The following is a 19,138-nucleotide window of genomic DNA, read 5'->3' as shown; positions in this document are numbered from 1 at the left end:
AGACGAAGCTTATGACCGATCTCATACACCTCAACACGCTCGAAATCCTGGCGCTTTACGGGCAAAAGAAGCTGTCGCCATCGGAATATTGGCAGGCGGTAGAGGCCCGTATCGACGCATTCGAGCCCACGGTGAACGCGCTTTACGCCTATGATCCCGAGGATGCCCGCAAGCAGGCGCTGGCCTCGACGATGCGCTGGCAAAAAGGTGAAACGCTCGGGGCCCTCGATGGGATTCCGGTGTCGCTGAAGGAACTGATCGCCACCAAAGGCCAGCCAGTTCCGCTTGGCACCAAAGCGGTGGAACTGGTGCCGGCTCTGGAAGACGCGCCAGTTGCGGCCCGCTGCCGCGAGGACGGCGCCATCATTTACGCCAAAACCACCTGCCCGGATTACGGCATGTTGTCATCGGGTCTTTCCAGTTTCCACAAGCTCAGCCGCAACCCGTGGGACCCGACACAGAACCCCGGCGGCTCCAGTGCCGGTGCGGCTTCTGCCGGTGCTGCGGGTTACGGCACGCTGCATATCGGTACGGATATTGGCGGCTCGGTGCGGCTACCGGCGGGGTGGACGGGGCTGTTCGGCTTCAAGCCCAGCCAGGGCCGCATACCCGTCGATCCCTATTATACAGGCCGCTGCGCCGGGCCGATGACCCGCACCGTCGTTGACGCCGCCTATGCCATGGCCACGCTTTCCCGCCCGGACTGGCGTGACGGCACCGCGCTGCCGCCCAACGATATCAACTGGATGGACCTCGATATCGACGTAAAGGGCCTGAGGATCGGCCTGATGCTGGATGCCGGCTGCGGCTTGGCTCTGGACGATGAGGTGCGGGATGCTGTTTTGGCGTCCGCAAAGCTGTTCGAAGATGCAGGTGCCATCGTGGTCCCGGTCGAGCCGGTGCTGTCTCGGGACATGCTGGATGGGCTGGATGATTTCTGGCGGGCGAAATTCTGGGGCGATATGGCGGCGCTGAGTGACGAACGACGCGCGGCGATCCTTCCCTATATTCACGAATGGGCGCAGAAGGGCGCTGATGTTTCCGGCGCGCGTGCCGTTTTCGGTTTCAACCAGACCATGGAAATGCGCAAAGCCTGCGGGCGGTTGATGCAGTCAGTTGATGTGGTGATTTCACCCGTCAATCCCGTCGTCTCCTATCCGGCCGACTGGGCCTCGCCCACCAACGACCCCGAGCGACCCTTCGAACATATCGCCTTCACCGTCCCTTGGAACATGTCGGAACAGCCGGCATCCTCGATCAATTGCGGCTTCTCGAAATCCGGGATGCCCATCGGCTTGCAGATCGTCGGCCCGCGTTACGCGGATCTGCTCGTTCTCAAGCTTTCCAAGGCCTTCGAGGATTGGGGCGGCGGTGTTCGTCGCTGGCCGGAGCCGCCCAAAGCGCGCTGATCCCGTCTTTATCGGCCCTGTAGTATAGCCATAATACCCGCTTCTCCACCCCTCCTGTTACGGTGCCCCGGGCATTCGAAATGGGAGGAGCAAGCATGCCGAAGAAGATTTTGATGATCACCGGCGATTTCGCCGAGGACTACGAGACCATGGTGCCGTTCCAGACGCTGCTTGCGGTTGGTCACACGGTGCATGCCGTCTGCCCCGGCAAGAAGGCTGGCCAGACGATCGCGACCGCGATCCATGATTTCGAGGGCGACCAGACCTATTCAGAAAAACGCGGCCATAATTTCGCGCTCAACGCAACTTTTGCCGATATCATGGTCGCGGATTACGACGCGCTGGTCATTCCGGGTGGTCGCGCGCCGGAATATCTGCGGCTGAATGCGGATGTGCTTGCCGCCGTGAAGCATTTCTTCGAGGCTGACAAGCCGGTCGCGGCTGTCTGCCACGGTGCCCAATTGCTGGCGGCTGCGGGTGTCCTCAAGGGCCGCACCTGCTCGGCCTATCCGGCCTGCCGCCCCGAGGTGGAACTGGCGGGCGGTACCTATGCCGATATCGCCATCGATGCGGCGGTTACCGACGGCAAGCTGGTGACGGCGCCCGCATGGCCGGCGCATCCGGCATGGCTTTCGCAATTCATGGTGGTGCTCGGCAGATAAGGCCGGCGGAATGGGGCTTTTACCGGTCCCGTTTCCCGTCTATCTTCTGCAGCTTGCTGAGGGAGGACACCATGTGCAAGCTTTTCATCAAGGCAGACCCGACGCTTTGGGAAAGCCATACCCGGTCTTTGCGGATCGATGGCATGGTCACCAGCGTCAGACTTGAAAACTTCTTCTGGACGACTCTGGACGAGATTTCACGCCGCGATGGCATGAACAGCGCGCAGCTCATTGCCAAGCTTTATAATGAATCGATCGATGCCGGGCATGATCTCGGCAACTTCACCTCGTTTTTACGAGTCTGCTGCGGGCGTTATCTGGCCTTGCAGCTTTCCGGCGATATTCCGGCGCGCAGCGACATTCCGATTGCTGCGCTGGATGCAGACAGCATTCTCGACGCGGAAAAGATGAATTATCACTGAGATAAAGGGAAGGGCGCAGCCACCGCGCCCTTCGCCTCAGCTCTTAAGCGCCCTTGGATCAAGCGCATCACGCACGGCGTCGCCGATGTAGTTGACGCTCAGAACCGTCAGCGAGATTGCCAGTCCAGGCCACAGCACGCGCGAGGGCGTCAGCTGCAGGAAGTTGGCGCCATCGAACAACAGCCGTCCCCAGGTCGGAAAGTCGGACGGAAAACCGAGGCCGAGGAAGGACAGCGCCGATTCCGTGATGATGGCCGAGGCGATGCCGAGCGTGGCTGAGACCATGATCGAACTCAACACATTCGGCAGGATATGGCGCAGGATAATGCGGTATTCGCGCATGCCGCTCGATTTCGCCGCCATGATAAACTCCTGGCTTTTGATCGTCAGCACGTCGCCGCGCACGATGCGTGCGGTATGCATCCAGCTGGTTACCCCGATCACGAAGACGATGAGGATGAAGATACCGGTTTCCGGCCCGAAAGCGGCACGCAGCGTATCGCGGAACAGCATGAGAATGACGAGCAGCAGTGGCAGCAGCGGCAGGGCCAGAAAAAGGTCCGTCAGCCGCATAAGCGGCCCGTCAAGTCTTCGGAAATAGCCTGACAGCACCCCCACCAGCGTGCCGAGAAACAGCGCCAGCAGCATGGCGGTGATGCCGACGGCAAGCGAGATGCGCCCGCCCGCCAGCACCTGCGCCAGCATGTCCTTGCCCAGATTGTCGGTGCCGAAGGGATGCGCCAGCGACGGCCACTGGTTGCGTTCCTTCACATTGATGGCATTGGGCGCGACAGTGTGGATATAGGGGCCGACATAGACCGCAAGCAAAATAAAGATGAAAACGAACAGGCCTGCCACGCCGCCCTTGTGGACCCGGAACTGTTTCCAGATATCGGCAAGTGCCGATTGCACAGGCGTGGCGGCGACGGCTGGTGCTGCGAGGGTGGCGTCAGTCATAGCGGATCCTCGGGTCGAGACTGCCGTAAAGCACGTCGGCAATCAGGTTGAAGAGCACGATAAGCACCGCGAAAATGAAGGTCAGCGTCTGCACCAGCGGAATATCCGCACCCTGAACGGCGGTGATCAGCAATTGGCCAAGCCCGTTCACACGGAAAATCTGTTCGGTAATGATGGCGCCGGAAAAGATCGTCGGCACGCCGAGTGCGATGACGGTGACGACGGGTATAAGGCTGTTGCGCAGGACGTGAACGAGCAGAACGGATTTTTCCTTCACGCCCTTGGCACGCGCGGTGCGTACATAGTCCTGATGGAGATTGTCCAGCATCGAGGCGCGCACGAAACGGCTGATCTGCGAGACGTTGTAAAGGGTCAGCACCAGAACCGGCATGAACATCTGTTTGATCTGTGCCACGAGGCTTCCCCAGTCAGTCACCTGCAGATTGGTGTCGTAGACGGAAGGGAACCATTGCAGATAGGAGCTGAAGATGACGACCAGCAGCACGCCGGTGAAGAAGGTGGGAACCGAATAACCCACCATCGAGACGAAGGTGCCGATCTGATCGAAGATCGAATATTGCTTGTAGGCGGAAATGACGCCGATCGGGATCGCCAGAAGCGCGCCGAAGAGATAGGCAAGGCCGACGACCCAAAGCGTTTGCGGCATGCGCTGGATGACGAGATCGACCACCGGGCTGCGCGTTGCCCAGGACAGCACACGCATGCGGCTGCCGTCGCCGATCTGCCAGCCTGTCAGCTTCTCGAACAGGTTCAGCGGTTCATTGATGAAGAATTGCTGCAGCCACAGCATGTAACGGATGAAGAAGGGCTGGTCGAGACCGAGCGAGGCGCGGATCTGCTCGCGCACTTCGGGCGGAATGGTCAGCGGCAGGTCGCCGGTCGGATCATTCGGCGCCAGATCGAGCAGGGCGAAGATGACGAAGCTGATGACGAGCAACGTCGGTACGGCAAAGGCAAGCCGCCGGAGCGTAAAGGTAAACATCGGAAAGTCTCCAGACCGTCAGGGTCTCGCAAAATGAGCGCGGTCCCCCCGTCAGGGGCGACCGCGCATTTGCGGGTTACTTTTTGCGGGACCAATCCGCGACGTTCCAGAGTTCCGAATCCCAGGCGTTCATGCGAACGCCTTCGAGTGTCAGCGAATGCGAGGAGACGCTGCCGCGATGGATGAGCGGAATATGCGCGCCTTCTTCGGTCAGCATATCGTTCAGCTGCTTGGAAATCTCACCGCGCTTGGCAGGGTCTGCGGTCTTGGAGAGTTCGCCCACCAGCTTGTCGAATTCCGGGTTGCAATAACGCGGAATGTTCTGGCCCTGCCAGCCGTTAGCCGGAGCCGGGATCTTGTCGCATAGCCATTCCGCCAGATATTTTTCCGGGTCTGTACCGTCGAAATTGTTGGTGTACATTTCAACATCGGCGAAAAATTTCTGGAAGGTGTCGGGGCTTGCCGGATCGCCGCCGAAGAAGACGGAGGCGCTGACATTGCGCAGTTCGGAAGCAACGCCAATCTGCGACCACATGTCCTTCACCAGTTCCTGCGTGGCCTGGCGAACGGAGTTTGTGGAGGTCTGGTAGAGGAAGGACAGTTTCACACCGTTCTTGGCGCGGATGCCATCGGCGCCCTTTACCCAGCCCGCATCGTCCAGCAGCTTGTTTGCGCCTTCCAGATCCTGTTTCAGGCACCAGCTGTCATTCTTGGTCGAAGCGACGGCTTCCGGGGCCGGCACGATATTGCAGGTCGGCTTGCCTGCCTCGCCATAACCTGCCTCATCGATAATATCGCGGTCGATTGCAAGCGAGAGCGCGCGGCGCACGGCCGGGTCGGAAAGGGCCGGATGCGGGCCGCCTTCCTTGGTGGAGCGCTTGTCACCCAGCGCAGGATCGGCGTTGTACCAGTTGAGATTGATACGCTCGACCTGCGTGCCGAAGGCAGTTTCCAGCTTGCCCTTGCCGGCAGCTACCATGGTGGCCAGAATTTCCGGCTCCACCTGCATGTTCCAGGCGTAGTCGAATTCGCCGGTTTCAAGAACGGCGCGTGCAGCGGAAGCTGCATCGCCGCCGCCCTTCAGGGTAGCCGTGGCGAAGGCGGGCTTGGCCGGATCGCGATAATTGGGGTTGGCCACGAAGCTGATGACGTCGTTCGGCTTGAAATCCTTGACCACGAAGGGGCCGGTGCCGATGGGGCCGAAATTGGCGGATGTGCAGCCGGGAGCCGCAGCGCCGACGCATTTTTCAAACTGTTTCTTCTGGATGACAGGCGATTGTGCGCCAACAAATGCGGAGTAGGGGTAGGGCTTCGGTTCGTTGAAGCTGATCTTGATGGTGTGGGCGTCGATCGCCTCGACGTTCTTCACGCCTTCATATTGTGCCGCCTGCGCGCAGCCGCCGTCCGGTGCGATGCAATATTTCCAGGTGAAGATGACGTCGTCAGCGGTAAAGGGCGTGCCATCAGACCATTTGACGTCGCTCTTCAGTTTCCACGTCATGCTGAGCAGATCTTTCGCGATGCCGCCATTGTCGACCGTCGGAATTTCGCTCACCAGCATCGGCACCAGCTCGCCTTTTTCGTCGTAGCGCGCCAGCGGCTCGATCACCATGGACGAGCTGTAGACTTCCTTCGTGCCAGCGGAAAGATATGGGTTGAGTGTCGATACAGCCTGCCAGAAAAGGATTTTCAGTTCGCCGTCACTGCCACGCTCGGCATGGGCGGCAGAGCCTGCCATGGCCAAGGCCGCCACCGTGCTGGCAAAGAGAACGCTGCGCTTCTTCATTGTGATTTTCCCCTTTGAAGATTTTATCTGTTTGAATGTTTGACGCTTTTCCTCAACGTCATTTGCAAGTCTTTTGTTTTAAGTGTTTGACTTTGCTAACGAATATTCTTCCGTTCCTAATGATGCTATTGTCAGTTTTTTTGAAATGCAAGCCCCAAACTCTGATTGATGAACAAAATTTGAGCCGATTGGCTTCGGGCCTATTTTTCACTCATCTAGCGAAATTCATACTTGCAAAAGCAGAAATTCCAAACGCAATATGGTTCCCGACAACCCGGCGGGGAACAAAAAAAAGGAAAAATGGGAATGCCGATATTGAACCGTGTGGCCGAGATGCAGGAAGAAGTAGCCGGTTGGAGGCGCCACCTGCACGAGACGCCGGAGCTGCTCTACGACGTCTTCGAAACCTCGAAATTCGTGGCGGAGAAACTCAAATCCTTCGGATGCGATATCGTCGAAACCGGCATTGGCAAGACCGGCGTGGTGGGCATCATCAAGGGGCGGCACGGGGACGGCCCGACCATCGGTTTCCGCTCCGACATGGATGCGCTGCCGATCCTCGAAACCAGCGGCAAGCCCTGGGCTTCCAAGGTTCCGGGCAAGGCCCATTCCTGCGGCCATGACGGGCACACAGCCATGCTTTTGGGCGCGGCGCAATATCTGGCCGAGACCCGTAATTTCAAAGGGTCCGTGGCCGTCATCTTCCAGCCGGCTGAAGAGGGTGGCGCAGGGGCACTTGCCATGCTGAACGACGGCATGATGGAGAAATTCGGCATTTCTCAGGTCTATGGCATGCATAACGAGCCGGGCATTCCGGTCGGCAATTTCGCCATCCGCAAGGGTTCGACGATGGCGGCGGCGGATAGTTTCGAGATCGTCATTACCGGCAAGGGCAGCCATGCGGCGGCCCCCCATCTTTCCGTCGATCCGGTGCTGACCTCGGCCTATATCATCATCGCCCTGCAATCCATCGTCTCGCGGGAAACGGACCCGTTGAAATCGCTGGTCGTCACCGTCGCCACTACCCACGGCGGCACAGCGGGCAATGTCATTCCCGGTTCGGTGACGCTGACCGGCACGGTGCGCACCCTGCTGCCGGAAACCCGCGATTTTGCCGAAAAACGGTTGAAGGAAGTGGCGACAGCCACCGCCATGGCGCATGGCGCGACGGCGGAGGTGAGATATGATCGCGGTTATCCCGTCACCTTCAATCACAATGACGAAACCGAATTCGCAACCAGCGTGGCGGCAGGTGTGGCAGGCGCAAACGCCGTCAACACCAATCCCAACCCGCATATGGGCGCGGAAGATTTTTCCTACATGCTGGAAGCACGCCCCGGCGCCTTCATCTTCATCGGTAACGGCGACACGGCCGGGCTGCACAATGCCGCCTATGACTTCAACGACGAGGCCCTGCCTTACGGCATCAGCTACTGGGTCTCGATGGCCGAAACCGCGCTTGCTGCGTAAGACATCCGGCGGCCTTCATGGCCGCCTTTCGCTTTTCAGGAGATCGGCATGCTTTTGGCGGCAACATCCATGGAACAGACCGGCGGTTCGGTAAGTCCGGTTCTTTCGGTTCAAAATCTGACCACGTCCTTCCGCGTTGATGGCGGCTGGAAATCGGTGGTCCGCAATATGAGTTTCGACATTGCGCCCCGCGAGACGGTGGCGATCGTTGGCGAAAGCGGCTCGGGCAAAAGCGTGACGTCGCTGTCGATCATGCGGCTTCTCGATAAGAAAACGAGCCGCATCGAGGGTAAGGTCATGCTCGGCGGGCGCGATTTGCTGGCACTTCCGGAAGAGGAGATGCGCAAGGTTCGCGGCAAGGACATTTCGATGATCTTCCAGGAGCCGATGACCAGCCTCAATCCGATCTTCCCGATCGGCAAGCAGATCGCCGAAGCGCTGACCGTGCACCAGGATATTTCCTCATCTGCTGCCAAGGCCGAGGTTGTCAGGCTTCTGGAAAAAGTCCGCATTCCCAATGCGAAGAACCGTTTCGACGACTATCCGCACCAGTTTTCCGGCGGCATGCGCCAGCGCGTGATGATTGCCATGGCGCTTGCCTCCAAGCCGAAGCTCCTGATTGCAGACGAGCCGACGACGGCGCTCGACGTGACCATTCAGGGCCAGATTCTCGACCTTATCAAGCAATTGCAGGAAGAGGAGGGCATGTCGGTCCTGTTCATCACCCATGATATGGGCGTGGTGGCGGAAGTGGCTGACCGCACCATCGTCATGTTCCGCGGCGACGTGGTGGAAACCGGCACAACGGACGATATCTTCCATCGCGGGAACCATCCCTATACGCGCGCCCTGCTTTCGGCGGTGCCGAAGCTCGGTTCGATGAAAGAGCGGGTACTGCCCGCCCGTTTTCCGATCATCGATATCAAGACCGGCGAAAGCCAACCGGTCGAAGAGGTCAGGAACACGGTTTCCGGTGGTCGCACGCCCATTCTTTCGGTCCGGGACCTGACGACCCGCTTCGATATCCGCTCCGGTCTTCTCGGTCGCAAGTCCGGTGCCGTGCATGCGGTGGAGAAGGTCTCCTTCGATCTGGCTGAGGGCGAGACACTATCGCTGGTCGGTGAATCCGGCTGCGGCAAGTCCACCACGGGGCGGTCGATCACCCGGCTGATCGAACCGACCTCCGGTAACGTGACGCTCGACGGTTACGAGGTGATGAAACTCGACAAGACGACGTTGCGCACCATGCGCCGCAGCGTGCAGATGATCTTTCAGGACCCCTTCGCCAGTCTCGATCCGCGCATGAGCATCGGGACGGCGATCATGGAGCCCTTCATCGAACACCGGCTTGGACCGAAGGCGCAGGCGCGTGAAAAGGCGGCGGACCTGATGGAGAAGGTTGGCCTCAGCCCGGATATGATGCGGCGCTTCCCGCATGAGTTTTCCGGCGGCCAGCGCCAGCGCATCGCCATTGCCCGTTCGCTGATGCTTGACCCCAAGGTCATCGTTGCCGATGAAGCGGTGTCGGCGCTTGATGTCTCCATCAAGGCGCAGGTCTGTAACCTGCTGCTCGATCTGCAACAGAGCCTCAACCTCGCCTTCCTGTTCATTTCCCACGATATGGCTGTGGTGGAGCGTGTCAGCCATCGTGTCGCGGTGATGTATCTCGGCGAGATCGTCGAAATCGGCCCACGCGCCGCCGTCTTCGATAATCCGCAGCACCCCTATACGCAAAAGCTGATGTCCGCCGTTCCGGTGCCGGATCCGGCCCGGCGCCAGATCAGGCGCAACATGGCAACGGACGAGATCAAAAGCCCGATCCGTCCTGTGAACTATGTTCCGCCGCAACGCCATTACCGCGAGGTTTCGGCAGGGCATCTGGTGCAGGAAGCGGCTTGATATAGAGGAAACTGCGCAGGGATAGGTGCCTCTGTGTTCACGACGTCATCCTCGGTCTTGTGCCGAGGATCTGCCAATGTCTCGTAAATCGGTGCATTGCAGATGCTCGGGACAGGCCCGAGCATGACGGAGGAAATGTTTTGCATCTTCTTTAGAGGTGCCCGGTGCCGCCAAACGCTTCGCTCAGTCGCTGCGCCGTTTGACAGGCGGCCTGAAAAAATGCCAGCAAATGCTCGAGCATAATTCTTAGAGGGCGGCGGCATGGCCAGACGGAACGACGCACATGGACGGCTGGATGATGCGGCGCGTGCTGGCTGGCTTTATTATGTCGCGGGCCGCACGCAGGACGAGATCGCCGCTGCCATGGGCATATCCCGGCAATCGGCGCAGCGTCTGGTATCGCTGGCCGTCGCCGAGCGGTTGATCAAGGTCCGGCTCGATCATCCCATCGCCGCCTGTCTCGAAAAGGCGGAGCGGCTGAAGCAGAAATTCGACCTTAGATATATCGAGGTGGTGCCGAGCGATCCCGCTGGCGTTTCCTCCACGGTCGGCATTGCCGAGGCCGGCGCGGCGGAAATCGAGCGCTGGCTGAAAAATGCCGATCCCATCGTGCTTGCCATCGGCACCGGCCGTACGCTGAAGGCGGCTGTGGACCAACTGCCGCCGATGGAATGTCCGCAGCACCGCATCGTGTCACTGACAGGCAATATCGGGCCGGATGGATCGGCCGCCTATTACAACGTCATCTTCAGTATGGCCGATGCCATCAAGGCGCGGCATTTCCCGATGCCGCTGCCGGTTCTCTGCTCGTCTGCGGAAGAGCGGGAACTGCTGCACGACCAGTCCATGGTGCGCTCCACGCTGGCGCTGGGTGCAGCCGCCAATGTCACCTTCGTCGGCGTCGGCGAACTGGGAGAAAATGCACCGCTCTGCGTTGATGGTTTTCTCGGTGTCGACGAGATGAAGGCCCTGATGGCAAGCGGTGCGATCGGCGAAATCTGCGGCTGGATGTATGATGCCAACGGCCGCATTCTCGACCATTCCGTCAACGAGCGCGTCGCCTCCGTTCCCATTCCGTCCAGAGAGACCTGCACGGTCATCGGTATGGCGCAGGGCGCGCGCAAGAATGCCTCGATTCTCGCGGCACTGAGGGGTGGTCTTTTGAACGGCCTCATCACCGACGAAGCGACAAGTGAATATTTGCTCACACACTGAGCAAAAATTAATCCATTAAAATCAATTACTTGATTTTTCCATGTGCGCCGCAGCACAGGATGTTGCTTGACTTTTTTTGGCTGCGGGTGAGTAAATGCCCCAGAGCAAAGCGAATGCTCATAAATTTCTTCTGGGAGGAAGATATGACATTGAAGACCATTTTGCTGGGCGCATGCTCGGCACTCGCCTTTTCGACCCTTGCTTCCGCCGAAACGCTGACCATCGCCACCGTCAACAACGGCGACATGATCCGCATGCAGGGTCTGACCTCCGACTTCACCACCAAGAACCCCGACATCAAGGTGGAATGGGTCACGCTTGAAGAAAACGTCCTGCGCGAGCGCGTGACGACCGATATCGCCACCAATGGCGGTCAGTACGACATCATGACCATCGGCAACTATGAAGTGCCGATCTGGGCCAAGCAGGGCTGGCTGCTGCCGCTCGAAAAGCTTGGCGACAAATACGACGTGGATGATATTCTGCCGGCGATCCGTGGTGGTCTTTCCAGCGAAGGCAAGCTTTATGCGGCGCCGTTCTACGGCGAATCCGCCATGATCATGTATCGCAAGGACCTGTTTGAAAAAGCCGGCCTGAAGATGCCTGAAAACCCGACCTGGGAATTCATCGGTGACGCTGCCCGCAAGATTACCGATCGCAAGACGGATATCAACGGCATGTGCCTGCGCGGCAAGGCTGGCTGGGGCGAGAACATGGCCTTCATCAGCGCGCTCACCAACTCCTTTGGCGGCCGCTGGTTCGATGAGAACTGGAAGCCGCAGTTCGATCAGCCGGAATGGAAGAGTGCTCTTCAGTTCTACGTCGATCTGATGAAGGATGCCGGTCCGTCGGGTGCTTCCTCCAACGGCTTCAACGAAAACCTGACGCTGTTCCAGCAGGGCAAATGCGGCATGTGGATCGACGCCACGGTGGCTGCTTCCTTCGTTTCAAACCCGAAGGATTCGACCGTTGCCGACAAGGTCGGTTATGCGCTCTTCCCGACGCATGGCGAGCTGAAGAACCACGGCAACTGGTTGTGGTCATGGAACCTTGCTATCCCGAAGAGCTCGCAGAAGGCGGATGCAGCCGAGAAGTTCATCTCCTGGGCAACCAGCAAGGAATATACCCAACTCGTCGCTGCCAAGGAAGGCTGGGCAAACGTGCCTCCGGGTACCCGCACCTCGCTTTACAAGAATGCTGACTATGAAAAAGCAGCCGCCTTCGCCAAGCCGACGCTTGCTGCGATGGATGCCGCCGACATCACCAAGCCCACCGTAAAGCCCGTGCCTTACACCGGCGGTCAGTTCGTGGCGATCCCTGAATTCCAGGCGCTCGGCACCACGGTCGGTCAGCTGTTCTCGGCGGTCGTTGCCGGCCAGTCCAGTGTCGACGATGCGCTTGCCAGCGCCCAGTCGACAGCGACGCGTGAAATGACCCGCGCCGGTTACATCAAGTAATCCTCCTGAAGATCGCTGTCCGGCGCCAATGCCGGGCAGCGGACCTTGGGGGCGCAAGCCGCGAGCTGCGCGGCGGCCTTTAAGCCTTTCAAATCAAAACTGGAATGAGCCGGTTCTTCCGGATATGCCGGGGGCATTTCGTGATGCCCGAGCCCATGGGGAGGTTAGTGCAATGGCAACACGAAACACGAGCGGTCTGGCGCGGGTTATGCTTGCGCCTTCGGTGCTGCTTTTGCTGGTGTGGATGATCGTGCCCCTGGCGATGACGCTGTGGTTTTCGTTCCAGAACTACAATCTGCTCAACCCTGCCAATGTCAGCTTTGCGGGCCTGTTCAATTACCAGTATTTCTATACCGATCCGGCCTTCTTCCAGTCGATCTTCAACACGCTTGCCATCGTCGGCGGCGTGCTTCTGATCACCGTCATCGGCGGTATTGCGATTGCGCTTCTGCTTGACCAGGACATCTTCGGTCAGGGCATCGTGCGCATCATGATCATCTCGCCCTTCTTCGTCATGCCGCCTGTTGCGGCGCTGGTGTGGAAGAACATGATCATGCATCCCGGTTACGGCGTGCTTGCCGATCTGTCGCGCTTCTTCGGCCTGCAGCCGGTCGACTGGTTCGCGCAGTTTCCGCTGCTCTCCATCATCATCATCGTCGCCTGGCAATGGCTGCCCTTTGCCACGCTGATCCTGCTCACCGCCCTCCAGTCGCTCGATGGCGAGCAGAAGGAAGCGGCCGAGATGGATGGCGCCAACTTCATCAACCGCTTCATCTACCTGACGCTGCCGCATCTTGCCCGCGCCATCACCGTCGTCATCCTCATCCAGACGATCTTCCTGCTCGGCGTTTACGCGGAAATCCTCGTCACCACCAATGGCGGCCCCGGCTATGCCTCGACCAACCTTGCCTTCCTCATCTATCGCACGGCGCTTCTGGGCTACGACGTCGGCGGCGCATCGGCCGGTGGCATCATCGCCGTCGTGCTCGCCAATATCGTCGCCATCTTCCTGATGCGCGCCGTCGGCAAGAACCTCGACCGTTAAGGAGAAGCGATCATGGCCCGCAAGACAACGACACGCGCAAAGATCGGCTTCACCATCGCGGCATGGGCCGTGGCGCTTTTGCTGTTCTTCCCGATCCTTTACGCCTTCCTCACCTCGATCAAGACCGAGCCGGAGGCGATCGCAGGCTTCAGCCTCATTCCCTCGGGCACGCTCGAAAACTACATCACCGTGCAGACCCAGCGCGATTACTTCAAGCCGTTCATGAACTCGGTCGTGCTGTCGCTCGGCTCGACGATCATCGCGCTCATGATCGCCATTCCCGCCGCCTGGGCCATGGCATTCTCGCCGACCAAACGCACCAAGGACATTTTGATGTGGATGCTCTCCACCAAGATGATGCCGGGGGTGGCGGTGCTGGTGCCGATCTACCTGATCTTCCGCAATGCCGGCCTGCTCGATACCCGCATTGGGCTGACCGTCATGCTCACCTTCATCAACCTGCCGATCGTGGTGTGGATGCTTTATACCTACTTCCGCGAAATCCCCGGCGAGATCCTGGAAGCAGCCCGCATGGATGGTGCCTCGCTCTGGAACGAGATCGTGCATGTACTGACACCAATGGCGGTTCCGGGCATTGCCTCGACGCTGCTCCTGAACGTCATTCTTGCCTGGAACGAATCCTTCTGGACCATCCGGCTGACGACCACCAATGCGGCACCGCTGACGGCCTTCATCGCCTCCTTCTCCTCACCGCAGGGGCTGTTCTGGGCCAAGCTCTCGGCCGCCTCGATGATGGCGATCGCCCCCATTCTCGTCATCGGCTGGTTCTCGCAGAAACAACTCGTGCGTGGCCTCACCTTTGGCGCCGTGAAATAAGGAACGACAATAATGGGCAGCATTTCCCTTCAGAACGTGTCCAAGCTCTTCGGCGAGGCAAAAGTCATCCCGTCGATCGATCTCGATATCCATGACGGCGAGTTCGTCGTCTTCGTCGGCCCGTCCGGCTGCGGCAAGTCAACTCTGCTGCGCCTGATTGCCGGGCTGGAAGACGTCTCCGGCGGCAGAATAGTCATCGACGGCAACGACGCCACCGAAAAAGCCCCGGCCGAGCGCGGCCTTGCCATGGTGTTCCAGTCCTATGCGCTTTATCCGCATATGAGCGTGCGCAACAACATCGCCTTCCCGCTGAAGATGGCCAAGCTCGACAAGGCCGTCATCGACAAGAAGGTCGACGATGCCGCCCGCATCCTTAACCTCACCGATTATCTCGAACGCCGGCCCTCGCAACTGTCCGGCGGCCAGCGCCAGCGCGTCGCCATCGGCCGCGCCATCGTGCGCGAACCAAAGGCGTTCCTGTTTGACGAGCCGCTCTCCAACCTCGATGCGGCGCTGCGCGGCACCATGCGGCTGGAAATCTCCGAGCTGCACAACACGCTGAAGACGACGATGATCTACGTCACCCACGACCAGGTGGAAGCCATGACCATGGCCGACAAGATCGTGGTCCTCAACCGCGGCAATATCGAGCAGGTCGGCTCGCCGATGGAGCTTTACCGCTCGCCCGCCAACCTCTTCGTCGCCGGCTTCATCGGCTCGCCGCGCATGAACCTGGTGACCGGCGACTACGCCCGGCAAAAGGGTGCGACCACCGCCGGCGTGCGGCCCGAGCACCTGACACTGTCGAAAGAAACCGGCCTGTGGCAGGGCAAGGTCACGGTTGCCGAACATCTCGGCTCCGACACCTTCCTCCACCTCGACGTCCCCGGCATCGGCCCCATCACCGCCAGAACCGACGGTGAATTCGAATGCAAACACGGCGATACCGTCTTCATCACACCAGATGATGCCAAAATCCACAGGTTCGATGACAAGGGCATCGCGATATGACGCGAAGACCGGAAGGCAAATCCGCGCTGCGTGCCGGGTGCCTCTCATCCGGTCCTGGCACAAACAACGTTTTCCCTTCGAGGATCGTGACATGACATGCAAACTCTCCCTCGCCACGCTTGATGAAGCCAAAAAAACCGCGGCGATTCCGGCCTATTCCCGGGCCGATCTTTCCGCCGGAATCGTGCATTTCGGCGTCGGCAATTTCCACCGCGCCCATCAGGCGGTCTATCTGGACGACCTGTTCAACACCGGCGCGGACCACGACTTCGCCATCATTGGTGCGGGTGTACTGCCATCGGACGCGGTAATGCGCGAAAAACTTGCCGCACAGGATTTCCTGACCACGGTGGTAGAGCAGGACAATAATCGCACCGGTGCGCGCGTCACCGGGCCAATGATCGACATTCTGAAGGTTGGCGATACCCAAGGCATTATCGACACGCTCGCAGATCCGAAAATCCGAATTGTTTCGATGACGATTACCGAAGGCGGTTATTTCATCGATGCTTCCGGCTCCTTCAATCCGCAGCATCCCGCGATTGCCGAGGATGGCAGGAACCCGTCTTCCCCGAAAACCGTGTTCGGCCTTATCGTTGCCGGGCTGAAGGCGCGGCGCGACAAGGGGCTTTCACCCTTCACCGTCATGTCCTGCGACAACATTCCCCATAACGGCAAGGTCACTAAAAACGCGGTGGTCGGTCTCGCCGCCTTGTTCGATCCGGCCTTCGCCAACTGGATCGGCGGCAACGTCGCTTTCCCCAATTCGATGGTCGACCGCATCACCCCCGCCACGGGAGAGCGCGAACGCAATATCGCCCGTGACGATTTCGGCATCGAGGACAATTGGCCGGTCTTCTGCGAAGAGTTCAAGCAATGGGTGATGGAGGATAATTTCCCGGCGGGCCGACCGGCGCTCGAAAAGGCGGGCGTTCAGTTCGTCAAGGATGTTGCGCCTTACGAGCACATGAAGATCCGCATCCTCAATGGCGGCCATGCGGCGATCGCCTATCCGGCAGCGCTGCTCGACATCCATTTCGTGCATGAGGCGATGGAGCATCCGCTGATCCGGGCGTTTCTGGCAAAGCTCGAAAAGGAAGAGATCATCCCGGTCATTCCGCCCGTACCCGATACCGATCTTGGCGAATATTTCGGCCTGATCGAACGGCGTTTCCTCAACCCGAAAATCGGCGATACCATTCCGCGCCTCGCGCAGGATGGCTCCAACCGCCAGCCGAAATTCATCCTGCCCTCCACCGCCGACCGTCTGGCGCGCGGTGAAGATATCGTCGGTCTGTCACTGGTTTCAGCACTGTGGTGCCGTTATTTCTACGGCACCTCCGACAGCGGCAGGCAAATCACCTTCAACGACGCCAGCGCCGAGCGGCTACAGGCGGCAGCCACAAAGGCCAAGGACGACCCGATGGCCTTCCTTTCGCTTGACGATATCTTCGGGGAGGTTGCCGAATCGGAGCTTTTCCGTAAACGCTTCTCTCATGCATTGACGACACTGTGGCACGAAGGCACGGCGAAGACCTTGCAGCTTTATTTGGATGACAAGCTGGCTGAAAAGTGACGTGAGATGCGAGACGGGACCGGACCTCTTCTGATTTTCGACTGCGACGGCGTTCTGGTCGACAGCGAGCCGGTCTCCATCTCGGTTCTTCTCGACATGCTCTCCCATCTTGGCGTGGAGATGGGGGAGGAAGAGGCCTACAACCGCTTTCTCGGTCGCAGCGTTGCCAGCATGACGACGACTTTGTTTGAGGAATACGGTATCGAGACCGACATCGATTTTCTCGAGCATATGCGCGCGACGCTGTTTGAGCGTTTCCGCACTGAGTTGCGTCCCATCGACGGCATTGCCGAAACGCTGGACAGGCTGGTGGCCTTCAAACGCTGCGTTGCCTCCTCAAGTCAACCGGAACGCATCCGTTACTCGCTGGGGCTGACCGGCCTCATCGATAAATTTGAGCCGCATGTTTTCAGCGCCACCATGGTGAAGAACGGCAAGCCGGCACCCGACCTTTTCCTGCATGCGGCGAGGCAGATGGGCACTGATCCGCGTCAGTGCATCGTGATCGAGGACAGCCCGGCGGGCATTGCGGCGGCGAAGGCAGCCGGCATGGCGGTTTTTGCCTTCACCGGCGGCTCGCATGCGCGGTTTCCGGCATTTCGCGAAAAGATCGCGGAGCTCGGGGCCAATGCCACGTTTGACGCCATGGAAGATTTGGTTCAACTTGTCGGCGATTATATGGGGAAGGGCGGTTTTGACAGCCAGGTGGAACGTGACGCAGGCTGAAGGAAACCATGCCTGCCACCGCCCGGAGGTCGTTACGCAAGGGATGGAACTGAAGTCTTGATGCGTCAAAATCTCGTCGCTGTCGATGTCGGAACGGCGAGCGCCCGCGCCGGGATTTTCGACCCGACCGGCAGGCTTCTCGCCCGCTCAACCCATCCCATCCTGATGCAAAGGCCGCAGGAAAACCACGCCGAACACGATTCCACCGATATATGGAACGCCGTCTGCCTTGCGGTGAGAGCAGCGCTTGCCGATGCGGGTGTGTCACCCGACAGCGTAGCCGCTATTGGTTTTGATGCTACCTGCTCGCTCGTTATCCGTGATGAGCGTGGGGAACCGGTTTCTGTCTCCGTCACGGGCAAAGACCGGTTCGACACCATCGTCTGGCTGGACCATCGGGCAATCGGCGAGGCCGACCGGCTGACGGCATCCCGCCACCGCGTGCTGGATTTCGCCGGTAAAAGCGTGTCACCGGAAATGCAGATGCCGAAGCTGATGTGGCTGAAGGCGAATTTGCCGGCAAGCTGGGCGCGCATGTCTTTCGCCTTCGATCTGGCGGATTTCCTGACATGGAAGGCAACCGGTTCCACCAAGCGTTCAAATTGCACGCAGACGGCGAAGTGGAATTTTCTGGCGCAGGAAAATCCCGGCTGGCAGGCTGATTATCTCAATCTTGCCGGGCTTGGCGATCTGAAACAGCGGGCAGGCCTGCCCGAAGCGACCGTGATGCCGGGGACAGCCATCGGCCCGCTTTCGTCCGAGGCTGCCGCCGAACTCGGCCTCGACACCGGCTGTCAGGTGGCGGCGGGCATGATCGATGCTTACGCCGGCACGCTGGGTGCGCTTGGCGGATGCCTTTCTGATGATGTGGGTAAACATGTGGCGCTGATCGCCGGCACCTCCAGCTGCCTTGTCGCCATGTCCGAGCGGCAGATGCCAGGCCACAGCCTGTGGGGTCCCTATTGGCAGGCGGTGCTGCCCGGCCACTGGCTGGTGGAGGGCGGGCAATCTGCCACCGGCGCGCTGCTTGATCATATCGTGCGTATGCACGCGGCGGGCGGAGAGCCGGATACGGCGCTGCACGCCCGCATCGTTGCGCGGGTTACCGAATTGCGCGCGCTCGAGGGCGCGGCCTTTGCCGAACGGCTGCATGTACTGCCGGATTTCCACGGCAACCGCTCACCGCTCGCCGATCCGCATGCGGTGGGCGTCATCAGCGGGCTGACGCTCGATACATCCTTCGACAGTCTCTGCCGGCTCTACTGGCGCACTGCCGTGGCGATTGCGCTTGGCGCGCGCCATGTGCTCGATGCGATGGAGCGTTTCGGTTATGCCGTCGAAAGCCTGCACGTTACCGGCGGCCATGTGAAGAACCCGCTGTTGATGGAGCTTTACGCTGATGTGACTGGCAAGCGCATCGTCGTGCCTGCCACAGCCGACGCCGTTCTTCTCGGCACGGCAATGACGGCGGCAGCCGCCGGCGGTGTGCATGCGGGCCTTGCAGCGGCGGGTGCCGCCATGTATCCGGGCAATACGGAAATCCCAGGCAATCCAGCGCTCACACCGCTTTACGAGCGGGATTATCGCCGTTTTCTCGCCATGCACCGCCATCGCCAGGAGCTGGAAAGCCTCTGATCTTTGCCTACAACGGCAGGTAAGGTCG

16 protein-coding genes are annotated in these 19,138 nt (G+C 59.7%); 13 read left to right on the top strand and 3 right to left on the bottom strand.

The window, feature by feature from the left end; translation table 11 throughout:
- Nucleotides 1-11 precede the first annotated feature (11 nt).
- From ACZ5A6_RS21305 to ACZ5A6_RS21295, 3 genes are all read left to right on the top strand, one after another.
- The gene (locus ACZ5A6_RS21305; protein WP_121557426.1) at nt 12-1,409 is read left to right on the top strand and encodes an amidase; all 1,398 of its coding nucleotides are present in this window, start codon (nt 12-14) and stop codon (nt 1,407-1,409) included.
- Nucleotides 1,410-1,504: 95 nt separating this feature from the next.
- The gene (locus tag ACZ5A6_RS21300; protein ID WP_019566944.1) at nt 1,505-2,071 is read left to right on the top strand and encodes a DJ-1/PfpI family protein; all 567 of its coding nucleotides are present in this window, start codon (nt 1,505-1,507) and stop codon (nt 2,069-2,071) included.
- Nucleotides 2,072-2,142: 71 nt separating this feature from the next.
- A complete protein-coding gene (locus ACZ5A6_RS21295) occupies nt 2,143-2,493 on the top strand; it encodes a ribbon-helix-helix domain-containing protein (protein ID WP_003518088.1) in 351 nt (116 codons plus the stop codon).
- A gap of 36 nt (nt 2,494-2,529) precedes the next feature.
- Here the strand turns inward: ACZ5A6_RS21295 and ACZ5A6_RS21290 are convergent, their stop codons facing one another.
- The 3 genes from ACZ5A6_RS21290 to ACZ5A6_RS21280 form a co-directional block, all read right to left on the bottom strand.
- On the bottom strand, nt 2,530-3,450 hold the full coding sequence (locus tag ACZ5A6_RS21290; RefSeq protein WP_013762302.1) for an ABC transporter permease: 921 nt from the start codon (nt 3,448-3,450) through the stop codon (nt 2,530-2,532).
- Nucleotides 3,443-4,453: an ABC transporter permease gene (locus tag ACZ5A6_RS21285; RefSeq protein ID WP_464111386.1), complete on the bottom strand. Its 1,011-nt coding sequence runs from the start codon at nt 4,451-4,453 to the stop codon at nt 3,443-3,445. Before ACZ5A6_RS21285 ends, ACZ5A6_RS21290 begins: the two co-directional genes overlap by 8 nt.
- A 76-nt stretch (nt 4,454-4,529) precedes the next feature.
- Entirely contained in the window at nt 4,530-6,239 is a 1,710-nt protein-coding gene (locus ACZ5A6_RS21280) for a peptide ABC transporter substrate-binding protein (RefSeq protein ID WP_003518085.1), read from the bottom strand.
- Nucleotides 6,240-6,545: 306 nt separating this feature from the next.
- On the opposite strand from ACZ5A6_RS21280, the gene ACZ5A6_RS21275 reads away from it, so the two are divergent.
- The 10 genes from ACZ5A6_RS21275 to ACZ5A6_RS21230 all read left to right on the top strand — a co-directional run bounded on the left by ACZ5A6_RS21275 (nt 6,546) and on the right by ACZ5A6_RS21230 (nt 19,110).
- On the top strand, nt 6,546-7,709 hold the full coding sequence (locus tag ACZ5A6_RS21275; RefSeq protein WP_003518084.1) for a M20 aminoacylase family protein: 1,164 nt from the start codon (nt 6,546-6,548) through the stop codon (nt 7,707-7,709).
- 48 nt (nt 7,710-7,757) lie between these two features.
- The gene (locus ACZ5A6_RS21270; protein WP_065705826.1) at nt 7,758-9,608 is read left to right on the top strand and encodes an ABC transporter ATP-binding protein; all 1,851 of its coding nucleotides are present in this window, start codon (nt 7,758-7,760) and stop codon (nt 9,606-9,608) included.
- Between the two features lie 261 nt (nt 9,609-9,869).
- On the top strand, nt 9,870-10,823 hold the full coding sequence (locus tag ACZ5A6_RS21265) for a sugar-binding transcriptional regulator (protein ID WP_003518080.1): 954 nt from the start codon (nt 9,870-9,872) through the stop codon (nt 10,821-10,823).
- A 143-nt stretch (nt 10,824-10,966) separates the two neighbouring features.
- A complete protein-coding gene (locus tag ACZ5A6_RS21260) occupies nt 10,967-12,280 on the top strand; it encodes an ABC transporter substrate-binding protein (protein ID WP_013762306.1) in 1,314 nt (437 codons plus the stop codon).
- 172 nt (nt 12,281-12,452) lie between these two features.
- Nucleotides 12,453-13,325 (top strand): carbohydrate ABC transporter permease, encoded by an 873-nt coding sequence (locus ACZ5A6_RS21255; protein ID WP_013761441.1) that lies wholly within the window; start codon nt 12,453-12,455, stop codon nt 13,323-13,325.
- A 12-nt stretch (nt 13,326-13,337) separates the two neighbouring features.
- Complete coding sequence (locus ACZ5A6_RS21250; RefSeq protein WP_003510506.1) at nt 13,338-14,162, top strand: carbohydrate ABC transporter permease; 825 nt, start codon at nt 13,338-13,340, stop codon at nt 14,160-14,162.
- 12 nt (nt 14,163-14,174) lie between these two features.
- Nucleotides 14,175-15,173 carry an ABC transporter ATP-binding protein gene (locus ACZ5A6_RS21245; protein WP_013761442.1) on the top strand — a complete coding sequence of 333 codons (999 nt, stop codon included), beginning with the start codon at nt 14,175-14,177 and terminating at the stop codon, nt 15,171-15,173.
- A gap of 91 nt (nt 15,174-15,264) precedes the next feature.
- A complete protein-coding gene (locus tag ACZ5A6_RS21240; RefSeq protein ID WP_065703263.1) occupies nt 15,265-16,749 on the top strand; it encodes a mannitol dehydrogenase family protein in 1,485 nt (494 codons plus the stop codon).
- 6 nt (nt 16,750-16,755) lie between these two features.
- Nucleotides 16,756-17,475 carry an HAD family hydrolase gene (locus ACZ5A6_RS21235; protein WP_003516170.1) on the top strand — a complete coding sequence of 240 codons (720 nt, stop codon included), beginning with the start codon at nt 16,756-16,758 and terminating at the stop codon, nt 17,473-17,475.
- Between the two features lie 60 nt (nt 17,476-17,535).
- On the top strand, nt 17,536-19,110 hold the full coding sequence (locus ACZ5A6_RS21230; RefSeq protein WP_065703266.1) for an FGGY-family carbohydrate kinase: 1,575 nt from the start codon (nt 17,536-17,538) through the stop codon (nt 19,108-19,110).
- The last annotated feature ends 28 nt before the right edge of the window (nt 19,111-19,138 follow it).

Source organism: Agrobacterium sp. 6Ca8 (assembly GCF_055382765.1).
Note: the sequence above shows the minus strand (reverse complement) of the source record. Positions and strands in the feature narration are given on the sequence as shown.

Excerpts from the sequence above, each read along its gene's own strand:
- ACZ5A6_RS21285 (WP_464111386.1), bottom strand. The coding sequence starts at position 4,453 with ATGTTTACCTTTACGCTCCGGCGGCTTGCCTTTGCCGTACCGACGTTG.
- ACZ5A6_RS21290 (WP_013762302.1), bottom strand. The coding sequence starts at position 3,450 with ATGACTGACGCCACCCTCGCAGCACCAGCCGTCGCCGCCACGCCTGTG.
- ACZ5A6_RS21250 (WP_003510506.1), top strand. The coding sequence starts at position 13,338 with ATGGCCCGCAAGACAACGACACGCGCAAAGATCGGCTTCACCATCGCG.
- ACZ5A6_RS21275 (WP_003518084.1), top strand. The coding sequence starts at position 6,546 with ATGCCGATATTGAACCGTGTGGCCGAGATGCAGGAAGAAGTAGCCGGT.
- ACZ5A6_RS21295 (WP_003518088.1), top strand. The coding sequence starts at position 2,143 with ATGTGCAAGCTTTTCATCAAGGCAGACCCGACGCTTTGGGAAAGCCAT.
- ACZ5A6_RS21245 (WP_013761442.1), top strand. The coding sequence starts at position 14,175 with ATGGGCAGCATTTCCCTTCAGAACGTGTCCAAGCTCTTCGGCGAGGCA.
- ACZ5A6_RS21260 (WP_013762306.1), top strand. The coding sequence starts at position 10,967 with ATGACATTGAAGACCATTTTGCTGGGCGCATGCTCGGCACTCGCCTTT.
- ACZ5A6_RS21305 (WP_121557426.1), top strand. The coding sequence starts at position 12 with ATGACCGATCTCATACACCTCAACACGCTCGAAATCCTGGCGCTTTAC.
- ACZ5A6_RS21255 (WP_013761441.1), top strand. The coding sequence starts at position 12,453 with ATGGCAACACGAAACACGAGCGGTCTGGCGCGGGTTATGCTTGCGCCT.
- ACZ5A6_RS21265 (WP_003518080.1), top strand. The coding sequence starts at position 9,870 with ATGGCCAGACGGAACGACGCACATGGACGGCTGGATGATGCGGCGCGT.
- ACZ5A6_RS21230 (WP_065703266.1), top strand. The coding sequence starts at position 17,536 with ATGCGTCAAAATCTCGTCGCTGTCGATGTCGGAACGGCGAGCGCCCGC.
- ACZ5A6_RS21300 (WP_019566944.1), top strand. The coding sequence starts at position 1,505 with ATGCCGAAGAAGATTTTGATGATCACCGGCGATTTCGCCGAGGACTAC.
- ACZ5A6_RS21270 (WP_065705826.1), top strand. The coding sequence starts at position 7,758 with ATGCTTTTGGCGGCAACATCCATGGAACAGACCGGCGGTTCGGTAAGT.
- ACZ5A6_RS21240 (WP_065703263.1), top strand. The coding sequence starts at position 15,265 with ATGACATGCAAACTCTCCCTCGCCACGCTTGATGAAGCCAAAAAAACC.
- ACZ5A6_RS21280 (WP_003518085.1), bottom strand. The coding sequence starts at position 6,239 with ATGAAGAAGCGCAGCGTTCTCTTTGCCAGCACGGTGGCGGCCTTGGCC.
- ACZ5A6_RS21235 (WP_003516170.1), top strand. The coding sequence starts at position 16,756 with ATGCGAGACGGGACCGGACCTCTTCTGATTTTCGACTGCGACGGCGTT.